The organism is Isoptericola sp. NPDC056134 (assembly GCF_042264825.1).
GTDB lineage: Bacteria > Actinomycetota > Actinomycetes > Actinomycetales > Cellulomonadaceae > Isoptericola > Isoptericola nanjingensis.
Genome location: NZ_JBHJVM010000007.1, coordinates 137,384 through 156,250 on the forward strand (window position 1 = coordinate 137,384; position 18,867 = coordinate 156,250).

Sequence of the window (18,867 nt, forward strand, 5' to 3'; positions counted from 1 at the left end):
CGGGGTGGGTGGGGGGGGGGGGTTGTTTTGCGTGGGGGGGAGGGCAAGAACTGCCCTCCCCCCCCCACACCACCCCCCCGGGCCTGCGGGATCACAGGATCTTCGCGCTTCCTCTCGGGGCGGGTCACGACGGCCCGCTGCGACCTGCACACGCCCGGCCTAGGCTGCTGGGGACGCCCGCGGCAGACGCCGAAGCCCGCGGCGCGCGGCCTTCGTGCCGGCGGGTGCGGCGGGCGTCGGACAGACGACCCCGACCTGGACCCGACGCTCCGTGACCTCCTCCCCCCGCAACTCCGCCCCGGGCGCCCCCGTCGACGAGCCGCACGACGACGCGAAGGACGCCCCCGCCAAGACCCGGCTCTCGCTCACCCAGGTGGTGGCGAGCGCCCTCGCCGCGGTCAGCGCCACGGTGCTGATGTCCTTCTTCGGCGTCGCCGGGACGATCATCGGCGCCGGCCTCGCGAGCGTCATCACGGTCATCGGCAACTTCCTCTACACGCGCTCGATCGAGAAGACGCACGAGCAGCTCAAGCCCGTCGTCACCAAGGTGGTGGCGCGCACCGGCCCGAGCGCCGGGCGCTCGCGCACCGCCGCGATCCGCGTCAGCGGCACCGCCACGACGGCGCGCGGCACGGTGGTCAGCACGTCGGACGCCGCGGACACCCTGGCCGACGGCACCGTCGCCGGGGCGCAGCCGCTCGACGCCACCGCGCCGCTCGACTCGACGCAGGTGCTCGGGGAGACCCGGCCCCTCGGCCCGGTCGGCGCGGTCGGCACCGAGCTCGCGGCCGACGACGGCGCGGGGCCCGACGGCGGGACGGCCGCCGGCGACGACGCGCCCGAGTGCGAGGAGCCGGAGCCGCGCAACGCCTGGCTGCGCTTCGTGGAGAAGCACGGCACGAAGAAGGTGCTGGCCCTGTCGGCGGCGGCCCTGTTCGTCGTCGTCATGGGCGTGGTGCTGGTCGTCGAGCTCGTCATCGGCAAGCCGCTGTCCGACGCCGTGCGCGGTCAGGAGGGGTCCGGCACCAGCATCAGCCGCACCTCGAACGGCTCCGAGGACTCGACCACCGTGCCCGCCCCGACGAGCCCCGCCGAGGACCCGACGAACGTGCCCGAGGACGACTCCGGCACGGGCACCGGCGACCAGGGGTCCGACGACTCCACCACCGGCACCACCGACGGGACCACGGACCAGCCGACCGACGAGCCGACCGACGGCACCACCGACGGGACCACGGACCAGCCGACCGACGAGCCGACGGACGGCACCGAGACCGACACCCCGACCGACGAGCCCACGGGCGGCACCGACACCGACGAGCCGGCGGAGGGCGCCGGTGACGGGTCCGACTCGTCGGACGGCAGCACGGACACCGGCACGGACACCGGCGCCGGCACGGGGACCGGGGGTACCGTCCCCGACGCCGAGCAGGACCCCGCCGCGACGCCGACCCCCACCCCGGCGTCCTGACACGGGCCCCGAGACGCCGAACAGGCGGTTGCTCCCGTCCTGACGCGCCGTGACGCGCGAGAACGGGAGCAACCGCCTGTTCGGAGCCCGGGAGGGTCAGTTCCCGAGCACGGCCTTGAGGAACTCCTGGGTGCGCTCGTGCCCGGGGTTCGTGAACATCGTCTCCGGGTCGGCCTCCTCGACGATCTTGCCGTGGTCGAACATCAGCACGCGGTTGGAGACGTCGCGGGCGAACTGCATCTCGTGGGTCACGAGCAGCATCGTGATGTCCGTGGTGCGGGCGATCTCGCGGAGCACGCCGAGCACGTCGGCCACGATCTCCGGGTCGAGCGCCGAGGTCACCTCGTCGAGCAGCAGGATCTCCGGGTCCATGGCGAGGGCCCGCGCGATGGCGACGCGCTGCTGCTGACCACCCGAGAGCTGGTTCGTCTTGAAGTCCCGCTTGTCGGTCATGCCGACCTGCTCGAGCAGCTCCTCCGCCCGCTGGACGGCCTCGGCCTTGCTCTTGCCGAGCACGTGGATCGGCGCCTCGATGATGTTCTCCAGCACGGTCATGTTGGGGAACAGGTTGAACTGCTGGAAGACCATCCCCACGCGCTTGCGCACCTCACGGCGGCGCTTCTCCGGGATGTCGACCCACTTGTCGCCCTTGTACTCGTGCGTGTAGGGGTCGCCGTCGATGAGGATGAGCCCGCCGTTCGCCTCCTCGAGGGTCATCAGCAGGCGCAGGATCGTCGTCTTGCCCGATCCTGACGGGCCGATCAGCGTCACGCGGTCGCCCTTCGCGACGCTGAAGTTCAGCTTGTCCAGCACGACGTTGTCGCCGAAGCGCTTGACGACGTCCTTGAACTCGATGGCGGGGGTGCCGTTCGAGGCGTTGGTCATGTTCTGGCTCCCAGGGGAGGTCGTGGTCGTCGGGTCAGGCAAGGCGCGCCTCCATCCGGCGGACGAGCAGCGACGTCGGGTAGCTCACCAGCAGGAAGAGCACCCCGACCAGGGTCAGCGGCTCGATGTAGGAGAAGTTCAGGGCACCGTACTGCTGGGCGGCCTGGTACATCTCCACGACCGTGATGGCGAAGAGGTACGGCGTCTCCTTGAACATGGAGACCGCGTAGTTGCCCAGCCCGGGCAAGGTGTTCCGGATCGCCTGCGGGAGGATGACGGCGCGCCAGGTGCGCCCCTTGGGCAGGTTCAGCGCGGTGGCCGCCTCCCACTGGCCGCGCGGCACCGCCTCGATGCCCGCCCGGTACACCTCGGACATGTACGTGGCGTAGTGCACGCCGAGCACGCCGAACCCGATGACGAGCGGCGGGACGTCCACGAGCAGCAGCCACACGAAGACGAGCTGCACCAGCAGCGGCGTCATGCGGATGAAGTCGACGACGAACCGCAACGGCGCGCGCACCCACCGCGTCGGCGCACGCATGGCCAGGGCGATGAGCAGCCCCAGGATCGAGGCGATCACCATGCCCACGACCGTCGCCTCGATGGTGACGACCAGGCCGCGCAGGAGTGCCGGCAGGACATCCCATGCCGTGTCCCAGTTCCAGATGGCGTCGTCGTTCATGCCACACCCCCCTTCACGCGGGCGATCTCCGTCGGGACGCCCGGCTTGAGGCCGAAGACGTCACGCAGGCGTGGGCGAGTGCCGCGGCCGAGCCGGCGCTTGGCCCGCTCCTCGGCCCAGTTCATCCCCCACGTGAGGATGTACGCGATCACGAAGTAGATGACGAGGCCGACGCCGTAGCTGAAGAAGGTGTCCCTCGTGTCCCGCTGCAGCTCGTCGATCCACCAGTACACGTCGTGCAGGGTGATGTAGAACGCCAGGGCCGAGCCCTTGAGCAGCTGGATCAGCAGGTTGGCGAGCTGCGGGATCATCAGGGCCCACGCCTGCGGGAAGATCACGCGACGCACCTTGTGGAACGTGCCGATGTTGAGCGCCGTCGCGGCCTCCCACTGGCCCGTCGGGACGGACTCGATGGAACCGCGCACGACCTCCGCGGCATAGGCGCCGTAGTTGAGCCCGAGCGCGACGATCGCGACGGCGAGCGCCTCCATCTTGAACCCGAAGACCGGGAGCACGTAGAAGAGCCAGAAGATCTGGACCACCAGCGAGGTGCCCCGGAAGAACTCGATGACGACGCGGGACGGCCCGCGCACCCAGAGGGAGCGGGTACGCGAGCCGAACCCCAGCACCAGTGCGACGAGCATGGCGAGTGCGGCACCACCGATCGTCATCTCGAGCGTGACGACGACGGCGCTGCCCAGATTGGGAAGACTGTCGATCAGTGCCTGGAGATCGTCCGACATGTGGTCAGGAATCCAGCCCCAGCTCGTCGGAGATCTTCGCGAGGTCGCCCTCGCACAGCATGTCCGCGGTCAGGCCGGGCGGAGGGTACTCCGCCTCGGTGAAGCCGAACGGCTCCATGATCTCGAGCCACTGCTCCTTGTCCTCCAGGATGGGCTTGAGCTTCTCGTTGTACGCCTCGAGCAGCTCGGTGTCGCCCTTGCGGAAGACCTCGGCACCCGCGCCGATCTGCGGCACGTCGTCGATGGTCGCGACGAAGGCGTCGGTGGCCTCGACCGGCTCGTCCGTGCTGTCGGCGAGCGCTCGGATCGAGATGCCCGTCAGCGCGAAGGCGTCGGCACGGCCCGAGACGACGGCGTTGAGGCCGTCGGTCGAGTCGCCCACCGTGATCGTCTTGACCCCGGTCTTCTGGGCGTAGCCGTCCTCGATCGCGCCGCTCGTCACGGCGACGGTGAGGCCGGAGTCCTCCACCGACTGCCAGTCGGTGAGGTTGTCGGGGTTGCCCTCCGGCACCAGGAACGCCGTGGTGTACATGATGGTGGGCTCCGCGAACGCCGCCTGCTCGCAGCGCTCCGGCAGGATCGACATGCCCGCGCTCACGGTGTCGTAGCGCCCGGCGTTGAGACCCGGGATGAGCGAGTTCCACTCGGTCTGGGTGCCCTCGACCTCGTCGACCCCGAGTTCGCCGAAGACCTTCTTGTCCAGCGCGATCGTCGCGCCGGTGAGCTCGCCGCCGTCGTCGTAGCTGTACGGCTTCTCGCCGTTGTACGCGACGTTGACGGTGCCGGCGTCCTGGATCGTCTGGAGCGCCGAGCCCCCGTCGTCCCCCGATCCGCCGTCGACGCTCGAGCAGGCGGCCAGCGCGGTCATGGTGAGCACGGAACCGGCAGCGAGGATCGCCCGGCGGCGCTTCGTGGTCCTGGTGGACGACACGGTGTCTCCCTTCGTCGCCCGGCGGGAGTCCGCGCCGAGCCGTTGGTCTGAACGGTGCGACACGGTAGCCGCGATGCCGACGGTACGACAATCTATGTATCCACATGTCGGATTGTCTACAATCAGCGAGGGCGGGTCGCCAGGACGCGCTCCGTTCGGCGTCGTCGCAGGTCAGAGCGGCGTCGCCGCGACGAACGATCGTCGTGAACGAGACCGACATGCCCGAAAACGCCGGTCATGCCATGGTCACAAGAGGGTCACGATCTGGGCCGGGGCCGCGGCGCGGGATGATATGTCCCGGTCGGACGGTCCCCGGCCGCCCTGAAAGGAGAGCAGATGACCCCATCGTCGTCGCCGGCCCCCGTCGGCAGCGCGCCGTTCCTGACGCCGGTGACGCGCCCGTCGACGGTCGACCTCATCACCGTCGAGCTGCGCAACGCCGTCTACTCGGGCGCCCTGGCGGTGGGGTCGCCGATCCGCGAGGTCGAGATGTCGAGCCAGCTCGGCGTCAGCCGCGGGCCGTTCCGCGAGGCCGCGCAGCGCCTGGTGCAGGAGGGCCTGCTGCGCTCGGTGCCCGGCCGCGGGCTGAGCGTGGTCCGCATCGGGGCCGACCGGGTGCGCGCGCTGTACGAGGCGCGCACGACGGTCGAGACGTCGGCCGCGCCCCTCGCCGTCGAGCGCGCCACCCCGGCCCAGGTCGCGGCCGTCCGCGCCGCGCACGACGCCCTCGTCGACGCGGAGCGCAGCGAAGACGCCCGCCGCGTGGGCGACGCCGACCTCAACGTGCACTGGTCGCTCGTCGCGGCCGGCGGCAACCCGTGGCTGCTGCGCTGGATGACGACGCTCATCGTGGAGGTCCGCATCGCGAGCTTCACGCTCAGCGAGGACTACGCCGTGCGCAAGGACGCCGCCGAGTCGCACGTCGAGCTGGTCGAGCGCTTCGAGGCCCGCGACGCCGACGGCCTCGTCGCCGCGATCCGGACCAACCTCGAGGACGCCGTCGCCCGCCTGCTCGAGCCGGAGACCGTCGAGGTCGAGACGTTCGACGAGCCCCGCCCGTCCCCGGCGCCGCGCCTCGACCCGATCACCCCGACGTTCCCCGAGCCGTGACCGGTGCTCACGCCCCGTGCCGGGCGGCGAGCTGCGCGCGGCGCTCGCTCTCGTAGTCCTCGGCACGCCACGAGGTGACCCCGGCGACGACGATCCCCGCCGGCCGGCCGTCGTCGCCGGGCAGCACCTCGACCGGCTCCCCCGGCGCCCCGAACCCCGGTTCGACGGGCAGCCGCAGGGCGTCGCCGTCGACGACCAGGCGCTCGGCGCCGGCGAGCGGGTCCTCGCGCCGCGGGTCGATCAGCCACACGTCCCGGCCCAGCCGGAGGAGGTCCGTCAGGCCCCACAGGTTGGCGAACCGGCCCGTGCTGCGGCCCAGGACGGCGGCCTCCTCGGCCGTGGGTGCGCCGGCGTCGAGGGCGGTCGCGACCAGCGCGAACAGGCCGGTCGCGATCGCGTCGGCCGGGCCGTCGACCGCGTTCGTCAGCACGGACACGACGACGCCCCCGGCCGGGTCGGCCCAGGTGCGGCTGAGCTGGCCCGGGAACGCGCCGCCGTGCCCGACGACGCGACGGCCCTCGATCTCGCGCGCCTCGAAGCCCAGCCCGTAGCGCCGCGGCCGGGCGTGCGGGCGGTCGATCGCCGACTCGTCCCGCTGCAGCAGGCGACGCGTCTCCGGCCGCAGCAGGCCGGAGCCTTCGGCGTGCGCCGCGAACCACCGCGTGAGGTCGGCCGCCGTCGAGCAGAACCCCGTCGCCGCGGCCAGCGCGCCCGTGCGCACGGGCGCGACCGGCAGCCGCCCGTCGTCGGCGACGCCCAGGGCGGAGTGCCCGACGACGGCGGGCGCGGCGTCGTCGAGCTCGGGCGTGGTGCGCCCCAGCCCGAGCGGGGCGAGGAGGTCGTCGCGCACGTGCCGCGCGAACGCCGTCCCCGTGACCGCCTCGACCACCAGCCCGAGCAACCCATAGGCGAGGTTCGAGTACTTGAAGCCCTCGCCGCGGCCGAGGACCGGCCCGTCGGCCCGCACCGCCGCCACCAGGGCGTCCCGGTCCGGGAACGGCGCGCCGAGCTGCCAGAAGTCGGCGTCGGTGCCGTCGCGCCGCACGCCGCCGGTGTGGCCGAGCGCCTCGCGCAGGGTGACCCGCCCGACGGCGGTGCCCGCGAGGTCGGGCAGGTGCGCGTCGAACGGGTCGTCGAGGCGGAGCGCGCCGCGGTCCGCGAGCCGGGCCACCGCCGTCGCCGTGAACGTCTTGGAGTGCGACGCCACCCGGAACACGTGGTCCGTGCGCAGCGGCTCGCCGGTCGCGACGTCGGCGACGCCCCAGGCGCCCTCGAGCACGACGTCGTCCCCGACGCGGACCGCGTACTGCGCGCCCGGCACGCGCGCGAAGCCCGCCTGCGTGCCGACCCACGCGGCGAGGTGGTCGGGGTCGAACAGGTGGCAGGTCGCGGGCTCGGTGGTCATCGGCTCCGTGGTCATGGGCGACACCCTGCCACGGCCGCCGCGCCGCTCCTCGTCCGTCGCCGATGAGTTCGGCGTCGGCGGTCCGTCCTAGCCTGGGACGTGACGCACGTCACCGACATCACGGGAGATCCCATGTCCGCGTCAGACCCCGGCCCCCCGCGCGACGACCTCGCCGTCGACGCCCGCGGGCTCGTCAAGCACTTCACCACCCGCAAGCAGGTCACCAAGGCCGTGGACGGCGTCGACCTGCGGATCCCGACCGGCAGCGTCTTCGGGCTGCTCGGGCCGAACGGCGCCGGCAAGACCACGGTCGTGCGCATGCTCGCCACGCTGCTGCGCCCCGACGCCGGCACCGCGCGCGTGCTGGGGCACGACGTCGTGGCCGACGCCGACGCCGTCCGCTCCGCCGTCGGGCTCACCGGCCAGTACGCGTCCGTCGACGAGGACCTGACCGGCACCGAGAACCTGCTCATGCTGGCCCGCCTGTACGGGTTCACCGGGGCGGCGGCGCGGCGCCGCGTCGAGGGACTGCTCGACGCCTTCAGCCTGTCGGACGCCGGCCCCCGGCAGGTCAAGACGTACTCCGGCGGCATGCGGCGCCGCATCGACCTCGCCGCCTCGCTCGTGCTGGCGCCGCGCGTGCTCTTCCTCGACGAGCCCACCACCGGGCTCGACCCCCGCAGCCGCAACCAGGTGTGGGACATCGTGCGGGTGCTCGTCGCCGACGGCGCCACCGTGCTCCTCACCACCCAGTACCTCGAGGAGGCGGACCAGCTGGCCGACCGCATCGCCGTCATCGACCACGGCACCGTCATTGCGGAGGGCACCTCGACCGAGCTCAAGCGCTCCGTGGGCCAGGGGGCGGTGTCGATCCGGCTGGCCGACGCCGGCCAGCGGTCCGCCGCGGCGAGCGTCGTCGAGAAGGTGCTGGGCACCGAGCCCACCCTGCCCACCGATCCCTACGCGCTGTCGGCCCGCGTCCCCGACGACGGCGCCGACTCGGTGGCGCAGCTGCTGCCCGCGCTCGGGGAGGCGGGCATCGCCGTGCCGGAGTTCACGCTCGGCCAGCCGAGCCTCGACGAGGTGTTCCTCACCCTGACGGGCAAGCCGCTGCCGGCCGACGACGAGGCCGAGCCCGCCGACGCCCAGGAGGTGTCCCGATGACCGCGTCCGCCGAACCCACCGAGATCGCGACCACCACGCTGCGCGAGGCCGTCGCGCTCACCGAGCCGCCGACGCGACCGTCCGCGCTCTCCATGACCCTGACGTTCGGGTGGCGCGCGCTGCTGAAGATCAAGCACGTGCCCGAGCAGCTGTTCGACGTGCTGGTCTCCCCCGTGATCTTCACGCTGATGTTCACGTACCTGTTCGGCGGCGCGCTCGCCGGGTCCACGTCCGCCTACATCCAGTTCCTGCTGCCCGGCATCCTGGTGCAGACCATCGTCATCGTCACCGTGTACACGGGCTACACGCTCAACACGGACATCACCAAGGGCGTCTTCGACCGGTTCCGCTCGCTGCCGATCTGGCGGCCGGCGCCCATCGTCGGTGCCCTGCTGGGCGACACCGTGCGCTACTCCATCGCGTCGGTCATGACGATCGGGCTCGGCCTGATCCTCGGGTTCCGCCCCGACGGCGGGGTGGTCGGCGTCGTGCTCGGCGTGCTCCTGCTGCTCGTCTTCGCCTTCTCGCTGAGCTGGATCTTCACGATCCTCGGCCTGCTGCTGCGCACCCCGAACGCCGTGATGGGCGTGTCGATGATGGTGCTGATGCCGCTGACGTTCGCGTCGAACATCTTCGTGGACCCCTCGACGATGCCCGCCGCCCTGCAGCGATTCGTCGAGATCAACCCGGTCACGCACCTCGTCACCGCCGTGCGCGGGCTGATGGCCGGCACCCCCGACGGCGGCGAGATCGTCTGGGTGCTCGTCGCCTCCGTCGTCCTCACCGCCGTCTTCGGCCCGATCACCATGCACCTGTACCGCACCCGCCACTGACCCCGCCCGACTGTTGTGAGCGGGCGTCTGGCCCTGATTCGCGACCGAATCAGGGCCAAACGCCCGCTCACAACGGAAACCTGTGGATGACGCGCCCCTGACTCCGTCTCCGCTCGCCACGCTGTGCCGATGGATGACCTCGTCGGCGACAGCGCGTCCCCGTTCACCGTGGCCGACGCCCTGCGAGCGGGCCTCAGCCGCAAGCAGCTCCGCGCCGGACGGCGGTGGGACGCTCCCTTCACAGGCGTGCGGCTCCCTGCCGGGTCCGTCACAGAGCTGCACGACCGGTGCCGGGCCCTGCGCCTCACGCTCGACGACGACGTCGCGTTCAGCCACACGACCGCCCTCGACCTGCTCCGCGTCGAGCGCCCGTGGACCCACGCTGACGACACGCGCCTGCACGTGGTCACCATGCGCAGCGAGGACAGGACCGGACGCCCCGGCGTCGTCGCGCACTGGACCCGGCAGTCGTTCCTCGACACCGTGGAGATCGACGGGCTCCTCGTGACGACGCCCGCACAGACGTTCACTCACGTCGCCTGCGAGCTCCGCCTGGCGGACGATGTGGTCGTCCTCGGCGACGCGATGATGCGGCGCAAGCACCGGCTGACGTCGCCGGCCGAGCTGCTCGACATCAGCGCGCGGACGCACAAGGTCAAAGGCATCGTCCAGGTCCGGGACGCGATCCCCCGGCTGCGGCCGAACACCGATTCGTCGACCGAGACACGCACGAGGCTGCTGCTCGTGGACGCCGGCCTCCCGTGTCCCCGCGTGAACGATGTCGTGTTCGCGCCCGACGGGACCTACGTCAAGCGGGTCGACCTGCTCTACCCGGAACAGAAGGTCGCGATCGAGTACGACGGTGACCACCACCGCACCGATCGCGAGCAGTGGCAGGAGGACATCAGACGCCGCCGGCTCCTGGAGGCGCTCGGCTGGACCGTCATCGTCGTCGTCGCGGAGGACCTCCGCCGGCCTGAGCAGCTCGTCGCCCGGGTCCGCGGCGCCCTGCGCGCCAAGTCGCTCGTGTGAGCGGGCGTTTGGCCCCGATTCGGTCACGAATCGGGGCCAGACGCCCGCTCACAGCGTCAGGCGGCGGAGGCGGAGTCCGTGCCGTCCTGGTCGAGCTCCTCGTCGCACTTGCGCGTCACGACCAGCACCGGGCAGGCGGAGTGGTGCAGCACCGCCTGGCTGGTGGACCCGAGCAGCAGACCGCGGAAGCCCCCGCGTCCGCGGGAGCCGACCACGACGAGGTCGGCGCCCGTGGAGAACTCGGTGAGCAGCTCGGCGCCCGTGCCGTCGAGCACGTGCCGCTTGATCGTCACGCCCGGGTTCGCCGCCTGGGCTCGGTCCACGGTCACGTCGAGGCCGGCCTTGACGTCGGCAAGGACGGTCTCGTGGTCGATCTGCGACGGCAGCCAGGCCAGGATCCCCGCCCCGCCCCCGAGCGGCACGCCGGCGACGGCGACGAGCTCCGCGTCCCACGCCCTCGCCTGCGCGACGGCGTGCTTCAGCGCGACCTCGGCCGACGGCGACCCGTCGACACCCACGACGATGCGGCGCACCTCGTGCACCGCGTCGCCGTCGCGACGCTCCGCGGCGTCGGTGCTGCCGCCGCCGTCGCCGCGGTACGGCACCACCACCGTGGGGCAGTGCGCGTGCGCCGGCAGGGCCGACGAGACGGTGCCGAGCAACCGCTCGGTGAACCCGCCCTTGCCCCGGGTACCGACGACGGCGAGCGCGTGCTCGCGCGACATCTCGACGAGCACGCCGGCGGCGTCTCCCGTCGCCACGGTGCCCGTCACCGGGACCCCGCTGGCGGCGACGCGCTCCTCCGCCTCGGCGAGGACCGCCTTGGCGCCCTCCTGGATCGCGGTGTCGTCCAGGGCGGCGTACCCGCCGTCGAGCGACGCGGCCGTGAACGACGGCAACGAGTAGGAACAGACGACGTGCAGCCCCCATCCCACACGCCGCGCGTACGCGGCAGCCCAGTCGAGGGCGTGCAGGCTGGCTGCAGACCCGTCGACACCTACCAGGACGACCTCAGGCCGTGTCATCTCGCGCCTCCTGTCCGCTGGCGAGGAGCTCACCCTCGTCGTCGAGGGCGCCTGGTTCAAGCGTAGCGAAAGGATGGCGCAAGGCACAGCAAAGCGGCGCCCAGACACGTCGACCCCCGTGCTCGGGAGCACGAGGGTCGACGAGGTCCGGGTGCGGCTGGCCGCGTGGCGTCAGAACACGCGCAGGGCGACGGCCTCCGACTCGGACTGCCACATCTTGTGGTAGCCGGTCTCCCAGTTGATCGGGCGGGAGGCCTCGACGACCATCCCGTCGCCCGCGTAGATGCCGATGTGGCCCGGGCTCCAGATGAGGTCGCCCGGCTGCAGCTCGGAGAAGGGGATCTCCGTGCCGGCGTAGCGCTGGTCGGACGAGGTCCGGGGCAGGTCGATGCCGAGCTGGCCGTAGACGTAGGACGTGAGGCCCGAGCAGTCGAAGCCGGACGGGCTGGCGCCCCCGACGACGTAGGGCGTCCCGATGTAGCGCATCGCGATCGAGACGGCCTGCTGGCCGAGCGACGAGCTGGACGAGGTCTCGGCTGCCGCCGGCGCCTCGGTGCGCTCCGCGGTGCGGGAGACGGTCTGGGTGGAGCGCTCGGTGCTCTCCTCCTCGACGACCGGCTCGGGCTCGGGCTCCGGCTCGGGGGCCGGGGTGATCTCCGACTTGGAGATCGCCTTCTTGCTGATGGTCTCGACGTCGACCTTGGCCTTGGCCTCGACCGTGACGACCGGGGCGGCCTCGAGCGCCTCGCGGGCCTGGTCGCTCAGGGCGCCCAGGTCGACGGTGCTGAGCTTCTTCGCCGAGTCGGTGTCGACCGGGGCCGCCTGGGCGGCGCTCGCGCTGGCGAAGGTCGAGACGAGCAGGCCACCGGCAGCTGCGGCGACGACGGCCCGACGACCGGTCACCGAGGAGCTGACGCTCTGGACCAGCCCGCCGAGCGGACGGCGCGCGGCACGGTGCCGGGCGCGCGTGGTACGTGCGTTCACGTGTTCCCTCTCCTGTCGCCTACGAGGTCAGCTGTCGGGTTCGGGTGGGAGAAACACCCGGCCTCACGGACCAGGTCCGTGCGACTTCACCCCAAGGACGCCGTGGAACAGCGCCCGAAATTGGGTCCCCCGCCCCTGCGTGCGGTCAAGGTCCCCGACCGGCTGCAGGGCTCGGCGTTCCGGTCGAGACCCGGCGGATCACCCGCCGAGTGGTTGACACCGTAGCGGACCCGGGAGTCGATGTCACGTTTCGGTCACAGCACCTGTGGACACCGTGCCGTAGGTCGCATCCACCCAGGTCGAACCGGTTACCCGCGCACGACGGAGCCCCGCCGCGCACAGGGCGCGACGGGGCTCCGGGAGCGTGTCGGACGGACTCAGCCGACGCGGATGAAGGTGGGGTTGGACTGCCAGATGGCGCGGTACTTCACGACGTCGCCCGGCTTCGGGGCGTCGATCTGCATGCCGTCGCCGGCGTAGATCGCGACGTGACCCGGGGTCCAGACCAGGTCGCCCGGCTTCGCCTCGGAGGCGGAGACGACGGTACCGGCGTTGCGCTGGGCGGACGAGGTGCGCGGCAGGTTGATGCCGACCTGCGCGTAGACGTACTGGGTGAGGCCGGAGCAGTCGAAGCCGGACGGGCTGCTGCCGCCGGAGACGTACGGGACGCCCACGTAGCGCATCGCGATGGAGACGATCGCGGAGCCGTTGGCGGACGCCGGCGCCTCGACGGCCTCGCGCTCGTCGGAGCGGGACGCCGTCTCCGAGGACCGGGACGCGTCGTCGGTGGACGACGTGTCGGCGACCTGCTCGACGACGGGCTCCGGCTCGGGCTCGGGCGCCGGGGTGATCTCGGCCTCGGCCGCGATCTTGGCGGTGACCTTCTCGACGTCGACCTTGGCCTTGGCGTCGACGGTGACGACCGGCGCGGCCTCGAGGGCCTCGCGGGCCTGGTCGGTCAGGGCACCGAGGTCGACGGTGCTGAGCTTCTTGGCGGCGTCGGTGTCGACCGGGGCGGCCTGCGCGGCACCCGCGCTGGCGAAGGTCGAGACCAGGAGGCCACCGGCGGCGGCGGCCACGGCCACACGGCGGCCTGCGGCGCCGGACGGGGCGAGGGCGATCGGACGACGGGCGGCGCGGTGCCGGCCGTGGTTCGTGCGTGCGCTCACGTGTCTACCTCTCCTGTCGCCTGCGAGGTCAGCTGTCGGGTTCGGGTGGGAGAAACACCCGGCCGTCCGTTCCCGTGACCGGGCCCGTCCGGCTTCACCCCGAGGACGTCGTCTCCGACGCCCGAAGTGGGTCCCCCGCTCCTGCCGTGCGGATGTCCGTGGAGCTCGGCCGGTGGCAGGGTTCGGCGGTCCGGTCGAGCGCCCGCAAGATGAACTCCGGCGAGCGCCCCGACCGTACCGGACAACCCCGGGCGATGTCACGCTGCGGTCACGATGTGGCGTGCCGGCCCGGCGCAGGAGCCGGACCGCAGGTCAGCGGCTCGCGACGAACAGGTGCTTCGCCAGCTCCTCGGGCAGGTCGAGCACGATGCCGGACCCCTCGACCTCCACCGCGACGTCCTCGCCCGCGGTGCGCGCGACGATCTGCGCGCCCGGCACGAGGCCGGACTCGGCGAGACGCGCCAGCAGCTCGATGTCCACCTGGAGCGGCTCGGCGATCCGCTGGAGCACCAGCTCGACGCCGTCGCCGTCCGTCAGGCCCTTCGCCCGGCGCGCCTCGAGCACGCCCGGCAGGGACTGCACGCCCTCCAGGAACGGCACGTCCTGGTACTGCTCCCCCAGCTCGGACAGCCCCGGGATCGGGTTGCCGTACGGGTCGACGTGGGGGTGGTCGAGCAGGGTGACGAGCCGCTTCTCGACGAGGTCGCTCATCACGTGCTCCCAGCGGCACGCCTCGGTGTGCACGTGCTCCCAGTCGAGCTTGATGACGTCGGTGAGGAGCCGCTCGGCGAGGCGGTGCTTGCGCATCACGCGGGTCGCCTTGGCCTGCCCGGCCTCGGTGAGCTCCAGGTGCCGGTCGCCCGTCACGACGACGAGACCGTCGCGTTCCATGCGCGCCACCGTCTGCGACACCGTCGGCCCGGAGTGCCCCAGTCGCTCCGCGATGCGGGCGCGGAGCGGCGGGATGCCCTCCTCACCGAGCTCGTAGATCGTCTTGAGGTACATCTCGGTGGTGTCGATCAGGTCGGTCACGTCCACTCCCGTCTTTCGGCGCGGCCTAGTCTATTCGCACGCGTGGGCGCAGGACGGGTCGCGCGGCGCCGTCGTGCGCGCTCCCGACGAGACATCCTGCCCTGCCCCACCCACGACCGCTCCCACTCGCCCGGAACCGGAGACACCATGCCCGCTGCGTCGAGCCACCCGAGCCGTTCGATCCACCCGAGCGTGGTCATCCCCGCGTCGCTGCTCCCGTCCGACGGCAGGTTCGGTTCCGGCCCGTCCAAGGTGCGCCCCGCCCAGGTGGCCGCGCTGGCCGCGGCGGGCGACCCGGCGGCCCCGGTGCTGGGGACGTCGCACCGGCAGCCGGCGGTGAAGGACCTCGTGCGGCGCGTCCGCGCAGGCCTCGGCGAGCTGTTCGCCCTGCCCGACGGGTACGAGGTGGCGCTCGGGAACGGCGGCTCGTCGGCGTTCTGGGAGGTCGCCGCCGCGTGCCTCGTCGAGCGCCGCGCGCAGCACGCCGTGTTCGGGGAGTTCGGCGGGAAGTTCGCCGCGGCGACGACGCGCGCGCCCTTCCTCGCCGACCCGGACGTGGTGTCGGCCGAGCCCGGCACCGTGGCGCACCTCACGCCGGCCGACGGCGTCGACGTGTACGCGACGCCGCACAACGAGACCTCCACGGGGGCGATGGCGCCGGTGCGCCAGGTGCCCGGCGCGCGCGCCGACGGGGCCCTGCTGCTCGTGGACGCGACGTCGGGCGCGGGCGCGCTGCCCGTCGACGTCGCCGACACCGACGTCTACTACTTCGGCCCGCAGAAGGTCTTCGCGGCCGACGGCGGCCTGTGGCTCGCCGCCTGCTCGCCCGCCGCGGTCGAGCGCGCCGAGCGCGTGGAGGCGTCCGCCGGGACGGCCACCGGGCGGTGGGTGCCGGAGTTCCTGTCGCTGACGACCGCGCTCGCGAACTCTCGCCTCGATCAGACGCTGAACACGCCGGCGGTCGCGACGCTGGTGCTGCTCGCCGAGCAGGTCGAGTGGCTCCTGGAGCAGGGCGGCCTCGCGTGGTCGAGCGCGCGCACGGGAGAGTCCGCCGGCGTGCTCTACGACTGGGCGGACGCGCGCGACTGGGCGACGCCTTTCGTCGCCGACCCGGCCGAGCGGTCCACGGTCGTGGCGACGATCGACCTGGACGACGCGATCGACGCCACCGCCGTCGTGCGCGCCCTGCGGGAGAACGGCGTCGTGGACGTGTTCCCGTACCGCAAGCTCGGCCGCAACCAGCTGCGCGTGGGCGTCTTCCCCGCCGTCGAACCCGACGACGTCCGTGCCCTCACGGCGTGCGTCGACCACGTGGTGGCGCACCTCGGCTGAGGCTTCCGCCGGCGGCCCCGCCCGGACACGCCTTGCATCGCCCCCGGTCAGCGGACGTTTTTCACCCACCAGGTCACGGGCTGATAACGTGCCGCCTCGTCACAGACAGGCGATGTATCCGGGAGACCCCGCATGCCGGAGATGCACCATTTCACCTACGGGCTGATCACCCCGCTGCTCGCGTACGTCGCGTCGTGCCTCGGGGCGGCGACCGGCCTGTCCGCGACGGCGCGCGCCCGCGCCGCGACGGACACGACGACGCGCGCGGCATGGCTGCTGGTGGCCTCCGTCGCGATCGGCGGCACGGGCGTCTGGGTCATGCACTTCATCGCCATGCTCGGCTTCACGGTCACGGACATGCCGATCAACTACGACGTGCCGCAGACGATCCTCAGCGCCCTCGTGGCCGTGGTCGTCGTCGCGCTCGGGCTGTTCCTCGTCGGCTTCGCGGGCGACCGGCCCCTGTGGCTGATCTCCGGCGGCATCGTCGCCGGGCTCGGCGTCGCGGCGATGCACTACATGGGCATCGCCGCCATGCGCATGACCGGCCACATGGAGTTCTCGCTGCCCGTGGTGGGCCTCTCCGTGCTCATCGCGATCGTCGCGGCGACGGCGGCCCTCTGGCTCAGCGTGAACGTGCGCGGACGCGCCGCGACGCTCGGCGCGGCCCTCATCATGGGCGTCGCCGTCAGCGGCATGCACTACACCGGCATGGCGGCGCTGACGATCACCGGGACGCCGGGGGTGCCGACGACCGGCACCACCGCCATCGACCTGCTCGGCCCGCTCATCCTCGGGATCGCGGCGCTCACGGTCGCGCTCATCTTCGTCGTCCTGATGTGGCCGAACGAGGAGGAGATGCGCGACCAGCAGGAGTTCGAGGCGCGGATGCAGCGGCGTGCCCACGGGATCACCCCGCCGCCGCGTCGCTCCTCCCGCCACGAGCCGGCCGCGCACCGGCACTGAGCGGTCGTCCGGGCGCCGTCCGAGCGGGTCAGGCCGTCGTCGGCACCCGCTCGGCGTCGGCGCGGCTCAGCTCGCGCCGCACACCGTCGCGCGTGGTGACGCCGTCGAGCACCTCGCGGTCGAGGTAGACGACCTCGAGGTGGGGCCGGGACAGCACCCGGTAGCGCACCCGCAGGTGCCAGCGCCGCACCGCCCAGACGGTCGCGCCGGCGGCGACGAGGAACGTGGCGATCGAGCCCACGAGGATCGACCAGCGAGGGCCCCACGCCTCGCCGATCCAGCCGACGATCGGCGACCCGATCGGCGTCGCGCCCTGGAAGATCATGATGTAGAGCGCCATCACCCGGCCGCGCATCACGGGGTCGGTCGAGACCTGCAGCGCGCTGTTGGCCGCCGTCATCATCGTGAGCGACGCCAGCCCCACGGGGATGCACGCCAGCACGAACGACGAGTAGGTGGGCATGAGCCCGAGCACCGCCGTCGTGACCGCGAAGGCGAACGCCGAGCCGATCACCAGGCGCACCCGCGGGCGGTCCCGGCGGGCGGCGAGCAGCGCCCCCGCGAGGGAGCCGATCGCCAGCACCGAGCCGAGGATGCCGTACTCGCTCGCCCCGCGGCCGAACTCGACGCGCGCCATGAGCGCCGAGGTGAGCTGGAAGTTCAGGCCGAACGTCGAGACGACGAACATCACGACCATGATCACGACGATGTCGGACCGCTGGCGCACGTAGCGCACGCCCTCGCGGATCTGCCCCTTGGCGCGCGGCGCCGCCGCCTGCGGCCGCAGCTCCCTGACCCGCATGAGGGCCAGGGCCGCGATCGTCGCCCCGAAGGTGACGCCGTTGATCATGAACACCCAGCCGGCACCGACGGCGGCGATGAGCAGCCCGGCGACGCCCGGCCCGATGAGGCGCGCGGCGTTGAACGACGCGCTGTTCAGGCCGACGGCGTTGGGCAGCTTGGAGGCCGGCACCATGTCGGCGACGAAGGTCTGTCGCGCGGGGTTGTCCAGCGCGGACACGACGCCGAGCAGGAGCGCGAAGACGTAGACGTGCCACAGCTCCGCCCGCCCGGACAGCACGAGGACGCCCAGCGCGAGGGCCAGCACGCCCATCCCGCCCTGGGTGGCCATGAGGAGACGACGGCGCGGCAGCCGGTCGGCGAGCACGCCCGCCCACGGGGACAGCAGGAGGAACGGCACGAACTGGAGGGCCGTGGTGAGGCCGACGGCGATGCCGGAGTCGTCGCTGAGGTCGGTGAGGACGATCCAGTCCTGGGCGATGCGCTGCATCCACGTGCCGACGTTGGCGACGAGGGCGGCCGCGAACCAGATGCGGTAGTTCGTGTACCTCAGGGAGGAGAAGGTGGCGCTCATCGGTCGAGCTCCCCGGCTTGTTCGTCGCTCGCGGGGGCCACGGATCTCCTTCTCCTCGGGGTGTCGTCGACCGTGGCAACAGACTATCGAATCGTTCTATTCCCCGCCCGGGGAGTGACGCGTCCCACGCCTCCCGCCTTGTCCAGTACGGTATGCGCCGTGCGCACCGAGATGTCCCTTGCGGAGACCCTGAACGAACTCGGCCTCCTGGGAGGCCGGACCCTGCCCCGCTTCGTCACGTCCGTCGGCGGCGCCGGTGACGAGCTCGAGGTCGTCGCCGACGCACGGGGGGTGAAGAACCTGCCCGGCCCGCTCAAGCTCGCGACCCGCCTGGTGCCCGCCGTCCGGTCGCGGCTGCGTGTCGAGGGCTTCGACGGCGGGGTCGCCGTGCTCTCGGTCGACGCCAGCGCCGGCGGCCTGCCCGCGCACAAGCTGCTGGGGCTCGCGAAGAACCGCATCGAGTCCGTGCTGGCCGCGAAAGGCCTGCCCGCTGGGTCGGTGCAGATCCGCCCCGACGCCCGCATCGCGCTGGACGTGCAGCGGCTGCTCGCCGCCCGCTACCCGGGCACCGTCGTGCAGGGCATGACGTTCGCCGACGGCCGCGTGGCCGTCGACACCGCCGCCTGACCTTCCCTTGTGGGTGGGGGTTTGTGCCCTTTTTCCAAAAAAAAAAAGGAAAACGCCCAACCCAAACACCTCTCTGGGGTCCGGCCGCGGCGGCCAGCCCC

General features: G+C 72.4%; 18 protein-coding genes and 2 riboswitches. Of the genes, 8 read left to right on the forward strand and 10 right to left on the reverse strand.

Going from position 1 to position 18,867, the window contains the following annotated elements; all coding sequences use genetic code 11:
* The first annotated feature begins 271 nt into the window (after positions 1-271).
* Positions 272-1,471: a hypothetical protein gene (locus ACFCZN_RS09315; RefSeq protein ID WP_430556584.1), complete on the forward strand. Its 1,200-nt coding sequence runs from the start codon at positions 272-274 to the stop codon at positions 1,469-1,471.
* A gap of 96 nt (positions 1,472-1,567) precedes the next feature.
* Here ACFCZN_RS09315 and ehuA read toward each other — a convergent pair whose 3' ends face one another.
* Genes ehuA through ACFCZN_RS09335 form a run of 4 tightly spaced genes read right to left on the reverse strand, consistent with a single transcriptional unit; the run spans position 1,568 to position 4,712 of the window.
* A complete protein-coding gene (gene ehuA / locus ACFCZN_RS09320; protein WP_429764366.1) occupies positions 1,568-2,356 on the reverse strand; it encodes an ectoine/hydroxyectoine ABC transporter ATP-binding protein EhuA in 789 nt (262 codons plus the stop codon).
* A gap of 34 nt (positions 2,357-2,390) precedes the next feature.
* Entirely contained in the window at positions 2,391-3,038 is a 648-nt protein-coding gene (gene ehuD, locus ACFCZN_RS09325; protein WP_429764365.1) for an ectoine/hydroxyectoine ABC transporter permease subunit EhuD, read from the reverse strand.
* Positions 3,035-3,781 carry an amino acid ABC transporter permease gene (locus ACFCZN_RS09330; RefSeq protein WP_429764364.1) on the reverse strand — a complete coding sequence of 249 codons (747 nt, stop codon included), beginning with the start codon at positions 3,779-3,781 and terminating at the stop codon, positions 3,035-3,037. Before ACFCZN_RS09330 ends, ehuD begins: the two co-directional genes overlap by 4 nt.
* Positions 3,782-3,785: 4 nt before the next feature.
* Positions 3,786-4,712 carry a transporter substrate-binding domain-containing protein gene (locus ACFCZN_RS09335; RefSeq protein WP_429764363.1) on the reverse strand — a complete coding sequence of 309 codons (927 nt, stop codon included), beginning with the start codon at positions 4,710-4,712 and terminating at the stop codon, positions 3,786-3,788.
* 336 nt (positions 4,713-5,048) lie between these two features.
* On the opposite strand from ACFCZN_RS09335, the gene ACFCZN_RS09340 reads away from it, so the two are divergent.
* Positions 5,049-5,822: a GntR family transcriptional regulator gene (locus ACFCZN_RS09340; RefSeq protein WP_429764362.1), complete on the forward strand. Its 774-nt coding sequence runs from the start codon at positions 5,049-5,051 to the stop codon at positions 5,820-5,822.
* 7 nt (positions 5,823-5,829) lie between these two features.
* Here ACFCZN_RS09340 and ACFCZN_RS09345 read toward each other — a convergent pair whose 3' ends face one another.
* Positions 5,830-7,242: a serine hydrolase domain-containing protein gene (locus ACFCZN_RS09345; RefSeq protein WP_430556585.1), complete on the reverse strand. Its 1,413-nt coding sequence runs from the start codon at positions 7,240-7,242 to the stop codon at positions 5,830-5,832.
* A 117-nt stretch (positions 7,243-7,359) separates the two neighbouring features.
* Here ACFCZN_RS09345 and ACFCZN_RS09350 point away from each other — a divergent pair, with 117 nt between their 5' ends.
* From ACFCZN_RS09350 to ACFCZN_RS09360, 3 genes are all read left to right on the forward strand, one after another.
* Positions 7,360-8,391, forward strand: coding sequence for an ATP-binding cassette domain-containing protein (locus ACFCZN_RS09350; RefSeq protein WP_429764644.1), 1,032 nt, complete (start codon positions 7,360-7,362; stop codon positions 8,389-8,391).
* The gene (locus ACFCZN_RS09355; protein ID WP_430556586.1) at positions 8,388-9,224 is read left to right on the forward strand and encodes an ABC transporter permease; all 837 of its coding nucleotides are present in this window, start codon (positions 8,388-8,390) and stop codon (positions 9,222-9,224) included. Before ACFCZN_RS09350 ends, ACFCZN_RS09355 begins: the two co-directional genes overlap by 4 nt.
* A gap of 129 nt (positions 9,225-9,353) precedes the next feature.
* A complete protein-coding gene (locus ACFCZN_RS09360; RefSeq protein ID WP_430556587.1) occupies positions 9,354-10,256 on the forward strand; it encodes an endonuclease domain-containing protein in 903 nt (300 codons plus the stop codon).
* Between the two features lie 56 nt (positions 10,257-10,312).
* On the opposite strand, the gene ACFCZN_RS09365 is transcribed toward ACFCZN_RS09360, so the two are convergent.
* The 4 genes from ACFCZN_RS09365 to ACFCZN_RS09380 form a co-directional block, all read right to left on the reverse strand.
* Complete coding sequence (locus ACFCZN_RS09365; RefSeq protein ID WP_430556588.1) at positions 10,313-11,281, reverse strand: universal stress protein; 969 nt, start codon at positions 11,279-11,281, stop codon at positions 10,313-10,315.
* A 171-nt stretch (positions 11,282-11,452) separates the two neighbouring features.
* Entirely contained in the window at positions 11,453-12,265 is an 813-nt protein-coding gene (locus ACFCZN_RS09370) for a C40 family peptidase (RefSeq protein ID WP_429764357.1), read from the reverse strand.
* Positions 12,266-12,452: riboswitch (cyclic di-AMP (ydaO/yuaA leader) on the reverse strand.
* 190 nt (positions 12,453-12,642) lie between these two features.
* Complete coding sequence (locus ACFCZN_RS09375) at positions 12,643-13,434, reverse strand: C40 family peptidase (RefSeq protein ID WP_429764356.1); 792 nt, start codon at positions 13,432-13,434, stop codon at positions 12,643-12,645.
* Between the two features lie 3 nt (positions 13,435-13,437).
* A riboswitch (cyclic di-AMP (ydaO/yuaA leader) is annotated at positions 13,438-13,615 on the reverse strand.
* 131 nt (positions 13,616-13,746) lie between these two features.
* Complete coding sequence (locus tag ACFCZN_RS09380) at positions 13,747-14,466, reverse strand: metal-dependent transcriptional regulator (protein WP_430556589.1); 720 nt, start codon at positions 14,464-14,466, stop codon at positions 13,747-13,749.
* 147 nt (positions 14,467-14,613) lie between these two features.
* Here ACFCZN_RS09380 and serC point away from each other — a divergent pair, with 147 nt between their 5' ends.
* Both serC and ACFCZN_RS09390 read left to right on the forward strand, forming a co-directional pair.
* Positions 14,614-15,798 carry a phosphoserine transaminase gene (serC, locus tag ACFCZN_RS09385; RefSeq protein ID WP_430556590.1) on the forward strand — a complete coding sequence of 395 codons (1,185 nt, stop codon included), beginning with the start codon at positions 14,614-14,616 and terminating at the stop codon, positions 15,796-15,798.
* Between the two features lie 132 nt (positions 15,799-15,930).
* Positions 15,931-16,764 (forward strand): MHYT domain-containing protein, encoded by an 834-nt coding sequence (locus ACFCZN_RS09390; RefSeq protein WP_430556591.1) that lies wholly within the window; start codon positions 15,931-15,933, stop codon positions 16,762-16,764.
* Between the two features lie 28 nt (positions 16,765-16,792).
* On the opposite strand, the gene ACFCZN_RS09395 is transcribed toward ACFCZN_RS09390, so the two are convergent.
* Positions 16,793-18,139 (reverse strand): MFS transporter, encoded by a 1,347-nt coding sequence (locus tag ACFCZN_RS09395; RefSeq protein WP_429764352.1) that lies wholly within the window; start codon positions 18,137-18,139, stop codon positions 16,793-16,795.
* Between the two features lie 159 nt (positions 18,140-18,298).
* Here ACFCZN_RS09395 and ACFCZN_RS09400 point away from each other — a divergent pair, with 159 nt between their 5' ends.
* Positions 18,299-18,766, forward strand: a complete 468-nt coding sequence (locus tag ACFCZN_RS09400) for a hypothetical protein (RefSeq protein ID WP_429764351.1) — start codon at positions 18,299-18,301, stop codon at positions 18,764-18,766.
* Positions 18,767-18,867: the final 101 nt, after the last annotated feature.

Coding starts and splice junctions, on each gene's coding strand:
- ehuA (WP_429764366.1), bottom strand. CDS start 2,356: ATGACCAACGCCTCGAACGGCACCCCCGCCATCGAGTTCAAGGACGTC.
- ehuD (WP_429764365.1), bottom strand. CDS start 3,038: ATGAACGACGACGCCATCTGGAACTGGGACACGGCATGGGATGTCCTG.
- ACFCZN_RS09330 (WP_429764364.1), bottom strand. CDS start 3,781: ATGTCGGACGATCTCCAGGCACTGATCGACAGTCTTCCCAATCTGGGC.
- ACFCZN_RS09340 (WP_429764362.1), top strand. CDS start 5,049: ATGACCCCATCGTCGTCGCCGGCCCCCGTCGGCAGCGCGCCGTTCCTG.
- ACFCZN_RS09345 (WP_430556585.1), bottom strand. CDS start 7,242: ATGACCACGGAGCCGATGACCACCGAGCCCGCGACCTGCCACCTGTTC.
- ACFCZN_RS09350 (WP_429764644.1), top strand. CDS start 7,360: ATGTCCGCGTCAGACCCCGGCCCCCCGCGCGACGACCTCGCCGTCGAC.
- ACFCZN_RS09355 (WP_430556586.1), top strand. CDS start 8,388: ATGACCGCGTCCGCCGAACCCACCGAGATCGCGACCACCACGCTGCGC.
- ACFCZN_RS09360 (WP_430556587.1), top strand. CDS start 9,354: ATGGATGACCTCGTCGGCGACAGCGCGTCCCCGTTCACCGTGGCCGAC.
- ACFCZN_RS09365 (WP_430556588.1), bottom strand. CDS start 11,281: ATGACACGGCCTGAGGTCGTCCTGGTAGGTGTCGACGGGTCTGCAGCC.
- serC (WP_430556590.1), top strand. CDS start 14,614: ATGCCCGCTGCGTCGAGCCACCCGAGCCGTTCGATCCACCCGAGCGTG.
- ACFCZN_RS09390 (WP_430556591.1), top strand. CDS start 15,931: ATGCCGGAGATGCACCATTTCACCTACGGGCTGATCACCCCGCTGCTC.
- ACFCZN_RS09395 (WP_429764352.1), bottom strand. CDS start 18,139: ATGAGCGCCACCTTCTCCTCCCTGAGGTACACGAACTACCGCATCTGG.